Raw genomic sequence first — 8236 nt, forward strand, 5'->3', positions numbered from 1 at the left:
GGGTACGACGCCGTGCCGCCCTCACCCACCCCGCACCCGCACCGGGTGGTCCACGGCCCCGCCGTCCCGCTCCACCACGACGCGGCCGCCCTCCAGCCGGGACGTGTACCGCTCGACCACCACCAGCTCCCAGCCGTCACCCGCGTCCCGGACCACCGTCCCGCCACCCGGGCGCCCCGCCACCGGCGCCCACACCTCCAGCTCCAGGCCACCGTCCGCACCCCGCACCGGAATCACCGCCCCCGCCCGGGCCAGCACCGGCACCCGGGACAGCGGCGCCTCCACCACCACCCGCCCCGGGCCCTCGTACACCGCCCCGCTCACCGTGTCGTACCAGCGCCCCGCCGGCAGCCGGACCGCCCGCCGGGCCACCCCCGGCTCCAGCACCGGCGCCACCAGCAAGGCGTCGCCGAGCAGGAAGGCGTCCTCGCAGTCCCGCAGCCCCCGGTCCCCGGGCGAGGCCCACCACAGGGGGCGTACATACGGCGCACCCGTCAGCGCCGCCAGCCGCGCCAGGGTCACCCAGTATGGCCGCAGCCGCTCCCGCTCCACCAGCACCCCCCGCACCCCCGCCAGCACCTCCGCCCCGAACTCCCACGGCTCCCGGCGCCCCGCGTCGATCGCCGCGTGCGTGCGGAACAGCGGCAGGTACGCGCCCAGCTGGAACCACCGCAGATACAGCTCGGGCGACGGCGACCCGTCGAACCCGCCCACATCGGGACCCGAGTACGGCACCCCGCACAGCCCGAGCCCCAGGACCAGCGCCAACGACGCCCGCAGCCCCGGCCAGCCCGTCGCCACGTCACCGGACCAGGTGCCCCCGTACCGCTGCATCCCCGCCCAGCCCGAACGCGAGAACAGGAACGGCCGCTCCTCCGGCCGCAGCCGCGCCAGCCCCTCGTACCCGGCCCGCGCCATCGCCAGGCCGTACACGTTGTGCGCCTCCCGGTGGTCGCCGCCGCGCCCCTCCAGCGCGTGGAGCGCCGAACGAGGCAGCGACGGATCACCGAACGCCACGAACGACACCGGCTCGTTCATGTCGTGCCACACCCCGGAGAACCCCTGCGCCAGCCGCTCCGCGTACAGCCCGCCCCACCACTCCCGTACCTCCGGATCCGTGAAGTCCGGATACACGCACTCACCCGGCCACACCTCCCCGCGCACCTCCCGCCCCCGGGCGTCCCGGACGAACGCGCCCGAAGCGCCCACCGCCCGGCCGGAGTCGTAGACCGCGTTCCCCCCGGCCGCCGCGACCGCAGGGTCCACGATCGACACCAGCCGCACCCCTGCCTCCCGCAACTCCCCGGCTAGCCCCGGCAGATCCGGGAACCGCCCGCGGTCCACCGTGAACACCCGGTGCGCGTCGTAGTGGTCGATGTCCAGGTGCAGCACCGACAGCGGCAGCCCCCGCTCCCGGTACCCCGCCACGATCCGCCGGACCTCCCGCTCGGACCCGAACCCCCACCGGGCGTGCTGCGGACCCAGCGCCCAGGACGGCGGCACCGCGGCCGCCCCCGTCAGCGCCGACCACCCCGCCAGCACCCGGGCCGGCGTGCCCGCCACCGCCCAGCAGCGCAGCGGCCCGCCCTCCACCCGCACCTCCGAAGCGCCCGGCCGGTCGTGCCCGGACCCCGCGCCCTCCTTCCCCTCCCGCAACGACACCCGCCCCGACCAGGAGTTGTCGTAGAAGACCAGGTGCGTCCCCGCGTCCGCCACCACCAGCTGCACCGGCATCGTCAGATACAGCGGATCGTCCCCCGGCCCGAACCGCCCGCCCGGGTCCGTGTTCCACAGCGCGTACGACCCGTCCCGCAGCCGAGGCCCCGCCGCCCGTCCGCCCAGTCCGAAGAACCGCGCGTCCGCCGGAACCTCCGAACGCTGCACCCACCGCGCGTCCCCGCCCGCCACCGGCTCCCACCAGCGCGGCGGCAGCTCCCGGCGCAGCACCACCCCGCCCGGCGTCCGCAGCTCCACCGCCCCGTGCCGCGACACCGCGACCGTCAGCCGCTCCGCCACCACCTGCAAGCCCCCGTCCGTACCCGGCTCCAGCAGCGCCCGCGGATCCGCGGCGGGCGCCTCCCCGTCCACCGCGTACGACGGCCCCGGCTCCGCCCCGTCCCACCCCCAGAACACCGCCCCGCCCACCGCCACCCGGATCCGCAGCTCCGAACGGGCGAACCGCACCACACCGCCCCCGGGCCCCGGCTCCGCCCCCGTCACCGGACCCGGCACCCGCGCCCGCTCCGCCCCGCGCCCCGGCAGCGCCCGCGCGTCCGCACGCGCCCGGCGCCACGCCGCGCGCACCGTGCGCAGCCCCCGCTTCGAACCCACCAGCTTCACCGAGCGCACCAGGTCACGACCGTTCATGCAGCTCACCCTGCCACCCGCCCGGCCGTGAACAAGCGCCGTTCAACTTCCGTTCACCCCGCATCGGACGTGGTGGGAGCACATACCGGGACACGGAACCATGTACGGGCAACCCTGGTGCGAAGGACGATCACATGGCATCGTCCGTGACGTCGCCTCACGCGCACACCCCCGCACGTGCGCGCGACCTGCGCACACTCCGCGTACCCGCTACAGCCAGGGAGCCGCCCCATGACCTCAGCAGCCGACGAAGCCCCCCTGTGGCAGCCCGGCCCCGACCGCGTCGCGGCCGCCGCCGTCACCCGCTTCCAGAGCTGGGCCGCCGAACACCACGGCGCCCCCGCGGAGGGCGGCTACGCCAGTCTGCACCGCTGGTCCGTCGACGAGCTCGACACCTTCTGGAAGGCCGTCGCCGAATGGTTCGACGTGCGCTTCTCCACCCCGTACGAGCAGGTCATCGGCGACCGCTCGATGCCCGGTGCCACCTGGTTCCCCGGCGCCACGCTCAACTACGCCGAGCACGCCCTGCGCGCCGCCGAGGACCCCCTGCGCGCCGACGCGCCCGCCCTGCTCCACGTGGACGAGAGCCACACCCAGGTCCCGACCTCGTGGTCCGGGCTCCGCCGCCAGGTCGGCTCGCTCGCCGCCGAACTCCGCGCCCTGGGCGTCACCCCCGGTGACCGCGTCAGCGGCTACCTCCCCAACATCCCGCAGGCCGTCGTCGCCTTCCTCGCCACCGCGGCCGTCGGCGGGATCTGGACCTCCTGCGCCCCCGACTTCGGCGCCCGCAGCGTCCTCGACCGCTTCCAGCAGGTCGAACCCGTCGTCCTGTTCACCGTCGACGGCTACCGCTACGGCGGCAAGGAGCACCACCGCGCCGACACCGTCGCCGAGCTCCGCCGCGAACTCCCCACCCTGCGCGCCGTGGTGCACATCCCGCTGCTGGGGACCGACGCCCCCGAGGGCGCCCTCGACTGGGCCGCCCTCACCGCCGCCGACGCGGAGCCGGTCTTCGAGCAGGTCCCCTTCGACCACCCGCTCTGGGTCCTCTACTCCTCGGGCACCACCGGTCTTCCCAAGGCCATCGTCCAGTCCCAGGGCGGCATCCTGCTCGAACACCTCAAGCAGATCGGCCTCCACTGCGACCTCGGCCCCGAGGACCGCTTCTTCTGGTACACCTCCACCGGCTGGATGATGTGGAACTTCCTCGTCTCCGGCCTCCTCGCCGGCACCACCCTCGTGCTCTACGACGGAAGCCCGGGCTACCCGGACGTCAGCGCCCAGTGGCGCGTCGCCGAACAGACCGGCGCCACCCTCTTCGGAACCTCCGCCGCGTACGTCATGGCCTGCCGCAAGGCCGGCATCCACCCGGGGCGCGACCTCGACCTCTCCCGCGTCCAGTGCGTCGCCACCACCGGCTCCCCGCTCCCGCCCGACGGCTTCCGCTGGCTCCACGACGAGGTCGCCGACGACCTGTGGATCGCCTCCGTCAGCGGCGGCACCGACGTGTGCAGCTGCTTCGCCGGTGCGGTGCCCACCCTCCCCGTCCACATCGGCGAGCTCCAGGCCGCCTGCCTCGGCACGAACCTCCAGTCCTGGGACCCGGAGGGCCGACCGCTGACCGGCGAGGTCGGCGAACTCGTCGTCACCGAGCCGATGCCCTCCATGCCGGTCCACTTCTGGAACGACCCCGACGGCAGCCGCTACCACGACAGCTACTTCGACGTGTACCCCGGCGTCTGGCGCCACGGCGACTGGATCACCCTCACCGACCGAGGCTCCGTCGTCATCCACGGCCGCTCCGACTCCACCCTCAACCGGCAGGGCGTCCGCATGGGCTCCGCCGACATCTACGAGGCCGTCGAACGTCTCCCCGAGATCCGCGAGTCCCTCGTCATCGGCCTGGAGGAACCGGACGGCGGCTACTGGATGCCGCTCTTCGTCCACCTCACCGAAGGCGCCACCCTGGACGACGCCCTCCGCGACAGCATCAAGCGCACGATCCGCGAAAACCTTTCGCCCCGCCACGTCCCGGACGAAGTCATCGAGGTGCCCGGCATCCCGCACACCCTCACCGGCAAACGCATCGAGGTTCCGGTCAAGCGCCTGCTCCAGGGAACAGCCCTGGAAAAGGCCGTCAACCCCGGCTCGATCGACAACCTGGAACTCCTCCACTTCTACGAGAAGCTGGCCCGCGAACGCCACTGACCGCACCGTTGTCAGTGCCCCTGGTTACGCTGAGTGAGCAATGATCGACAGCGCACTGGGGGACATCATGGCGCACACCCGGAACAAGCGGACCACTGTCCACGGACGGACCGTGACCACCACCATGCGACGCACGCTGCGCCGCGAAGCACCCACCACCATCGGCCTGCTGACCGACGCGGAGGACTTCGCGGCGATGCGCCGCTACCACACCTTCGCCTTCGACGACCACGGCGTCTACCTGGAACAGGTGGAGGCCCTGCTCAAGACCCTCACCGCCCAGGGCGTGCACACGACGGTCGCCCTCTTCGACCCTCAGGAGTACGCGCACTACTGCGCGGAGGCCGGCATCGTCCCCGACACCCCGGCGGGCCGCAGCCGCTTCACCGCGGAGATCGCCGCCTGCGGAGCCACCGTCACCTACGAAGGACAGCCCCTGGACGCCCTGATCCAGGTGCTCGTCGGCCGCGCGGTCCGCCGGGCCACCTGGGAGTACGCCACCATGCTCCTGGCCGGCCTCGGCGACTGCGCGGACTGCGGCCGGGACATCGGAAGCGCCGCCTTCGACCGCGCCGCCCACCTCGTGGAACGCACCCTGGTAGCGGCCGGACCGGGCACCCACCACCTGGTGTGCAGCACACCCACGGAGAACGACCAGCTCCTCGCCGCCCTGCACACCGACCGGCCCGCCGCGGGGTCCGTCCTGCTCGACACCTCGGAGGGCGCCGAGTTCGTGAGCGTCCTCGCCGTCGCCATCGCCCTGGAGAGCCACGGCGGAGTCGTCCTGCGTACGAGCACGCCCGGCGCCCCGGACCGCGTCCACGGCTGGCGGCTGAGCCGCGGCAACCTCGCCCCGCTGACCGCAGGCGAGGTCTTCAGCGCCTACTGCACCGACGCGGACACGGGCGAGCCCGTCGCCCCCGAGTCCGGTGTGGAGTACTGCGCGGGCTTCGACATCGGCGCCGACGAACCGGAGGAGCACCGCTGACACGGCGAAGGGGCTCTCCGCCGGTCACCGGCGGAAAGCCCCTTCACCTCGCGTCGTCCCGTCCCGGACTACTCGCCCGACAGCACCGCCTGCGCCGCCCGGCGCGCTTCCTCGGCGGAGTCCGCCGCACGCGCGGCCGACGCGGCCCGCTCGCACTGGGCCAGCGTGTACTTGGCCAGCGTGGCGCGGACGTAGGGAATGGAAGCCGCACCCATCGACAGGGAGGTCACACCCAGACCCGTCAGCACACAGGCGAGCAGCGGATCGGAGGCCGCCTCACCACAGACACCACAGCTCTTGCCCTCGGCCTTCGCCGCCTCGGCGGACAGCGCGACCAGATCGAGCAGCGCCGGCTGCCACGGGTCCTGGAGCCGGGAGACGGCACCCACCTGACGGTCGGCGGCGAAGGTGTACTGCGCCAGGTCGTTGGTGCCCAGCGACAGGAACTCCACCTCCTGCAGCACCGAGCGCGCCCGCAGCGCGGCGGACGGGATCTCGACCATCGCGCCGAACTTCGCGTTCAGCCCGGCCTCGCGGCAGGCGTCGGCGAAAGCCTTGGCGTCCGCGCGGTCGGCCACCATGGGCGCCATGACCTCGAGGTGGACGGGCAGCCCCTCGGCAGCCTTCGCGAGAGCGGTCAGCTGGGTACGCAGCACGTCCGGGTGGTCCAGCAGGCTCCGCAGCCCGCGCACGCCCAGCGCCGGGTTCGGCTCGTCCGCCGGGGTCAGGAAGTCGAGCGGCTTGTCCGCGCCCGCGTCCAGCACACGCACCACGACACGCCCCTCGGGGAACGCCTCGAGAACGGCGCGGTACGCGGCGACCTGCTTCTCCTCGGACGGCGCCTGCTTGCTGTCGTCCAGGAACAGGAACTCCGTACGGAACAGGCCGACGCCCTCCGCACCCGCCTCCACGGCCGCCGGCACGTCACCGGGGCCGCCGACGTTGGCGAGCAGCGGCACCTTGTGGCCGTCCGAGGTGGCGCCGGGCCCGGTCGCCGCGGTCAGCGCGGCCTTGCGTGCGGCGGCGGCGCTCTCCAGCTCCGCCCGCTTCTCGGCGCTCGGGTCGACGAAGATCTCGCCGGTGCTGCCGTCCACGGCGACGAGCGTGCCCTCGGCCAGCTCACCGGCCCCGGGCAGGGCCACCACGGCGGGGACGCCGAGCGCCCGGGCCAGGATGGCGCTGTGGCTGGTCGGCCCGCCCTCCTCGGTGACGAAGCCGAGGACCAGCGCGGGGTCCAGCAGCGCCGTGTCGGCGGGAGCGAGGTCCCGGGCGATCAGGACGTACGGCTCATCGCTGTCCGGCACGCCGGGCATCGGTACACCGAGCAGCCGCGCCACGATGCGGTTGCGGACGTCGTCGAGGTCGGCGACCCGCCCCGCCAGGTACTCGCCGGCTCCCGCGAGGAGCGCCCGGTACGAGGCGAACGCGTCGTACACGCCGCGCTCGGCGGTGCTGCCGACCGCGATGCGGCGTTCGACATCGGCCATGAGTTCGGGGTCCTGGGCCATCATGGCCTGGGCCTCCAGCACGTGCTGGGCCTCGCCCCCGGCCAGGTTGCCGCGCGCGATGAGGTCGGCGGCCACGGCCTCGACGGCCTGCCGGGCCCGCCCCTGCTCGCGCTCGGCCTCGTCGGCCGGGATCTGCTTGGCCGGCGGTTCGAGCACCGCGGTGCCCATGTGCCGTACCTCGCCGATCGCCACACCGTGGCTCACGCCTACGCCTCGCAGCGTTGTCTCCATTTCACCCGTCTCCGGTCGTGCGGAAGCCGTTGCCTCCGCGGTGGTGGATATCCAGTCGGCTGTCACTGCGCCGATCGCGTTACTGCCAGCCGAACAGGGAGTCCCCGACCGCCACGTCGCCACTCTCGGCCACGTCGGAGAGGGAGTCGGCGGTCGCCTCCAGGGCCACGATCGGGCAGATCGGCGACTTGCCGGCCTTCTCGACCTCGGCGGGGTTCCACCGGACGACGCCCTGGCCACGGGTGACGGTGTCGCCCTTGCTCACGAGCAGCTCGAAGCCCTCGCCGTTCAGCTGGACCGTGTCGATGCCCAGGTGGGTGAGTACACCGTGACCCTCACTGTCGACCACCACGAAGGCGTGCGGGTGGAGGGAGACGACGATGCCGTCGACGGGCGCGACCGCCTCGGAGGGCTCGCGGACGGGGTCGATGGCGGTGCCCGGACCGACCATCGCGCCGGAGAAGACGGGGTCGGGTACGGCAGCGAGCCCAATGGCACGTCCGGCAAGAGGGGACGTCACGTTGGTCATGGGGGGCCTCCCAGTGGAGCTTCGAAGGTGCCGCCACGGCTTGATAGGAGGACGGCGTACTGCTCAGCAGAGTAAGTCATAAGAAGTCCCGGTTCCGCCCGAGTCCTGACGGTTCGAGGACCTAGGGGCGCACCGGAAACGATTTGCCTCGACTCCCGGCAGCCTGTACTGTCGTACTCCTGCCTGGCCCCAACGCGACTTTGAGTCGGGGGTCGGCGGCGGCTATTGAGCCCAAACCCTAACCCGAAATCGGGCACCCGCATGTCTGCGGGGGGCCGGTCAGGGGGGCCGGAAAGGTTTGATAGTGTCGGACTCGCCGGAAAGGGAAACGCGAAAGCGAAGAACTGGAAAGCGAAAACTGCTTGACCCGCTTCGACCGGGAATCGGACACGAAAGAGTCTGATA

General features: G+C 73.1%; 5 protein-coding genes. 2 read left to right on the forward strand and 3 right to left on the reverse strand.

Translation table 11 applies throughout. The annotated features are described in order from the left end of the window. Window positions 1-21: 21 nt before the first annotated feature. On the reverse strand, window positions 22-2367 hold the full coding sequence (locus ACN6LM_RS28545) for a glycoside hydrolase family 31 protein (protein WP_445068259.1): 2346 nt from the start codon (window positions 2365-2367) through the stop codon (window positions 22-24). A 231-nt stretch (window positions 2368-2598) separates the two neighbouring features. On the opposite strand from ACN6LM_RS28545, the gene ACN6LM_RS28550 reads away from it, so the two are divergent. Together ACN6LM_RS28550 and ACN6LM_RS28555 are read left to right on the forward strand one after the other, a co-directional pair. After that, window positions 2599-4575 (forward strand): acetoacetate--CoA ligase, encoded by a 1977-nt coding sequence (locus ACN6LM_RS28550; RefSeq protein ID WP_445068260.1) that lies wholly within the window; start codon window positions 2599-2601, stop codon window positions 4573-4575. Between the two features lie 40 nt (window positions 4576-4615). Then, entirely contained in the window at window positions 4616-5563 is a 948-nt protein-coding gene (locus tag ACN6LM_RS28555) for a hypothetical protein (RefSeq protein ID WP_445068261.1), read from the forward strand. 68 nt (window positions 5564-5631) lie between these two features. Here ACN6LM_RS28555 and ptsP read toward each other — a convergent pair whose 3' ends face one another. Beyond that, window positions 5632-7302, reverse strand: a complete 1671-nt coding sequence (gene ptsP / locus ACN6LM_RS28560) for a phosphoenolpyruvate--protein phosphotransferase (RefSeq protein WP_445068262.1) — start codon at window positions 7300-7302, stop codon at window positions 5632-5634. A gap of 79 nt (window positions 7303-7381) precedes the next feature. Further along, window positions 7382-7831, reverse strand: a complete 450-nt coding sequence (locus ACN6LM_RS28565) for a PTS sugar transporter subunit IIA (protein ID WP_445068263.1) — start codon at window positions 7829-7831, stop codon at window positions 7382-7384. Window positions 7832-8236 lie beyond the last annotated feature (405 nt).

It is taken from the genome of Streptomyces sp. SAS_281, assembly GCF_052542855.1.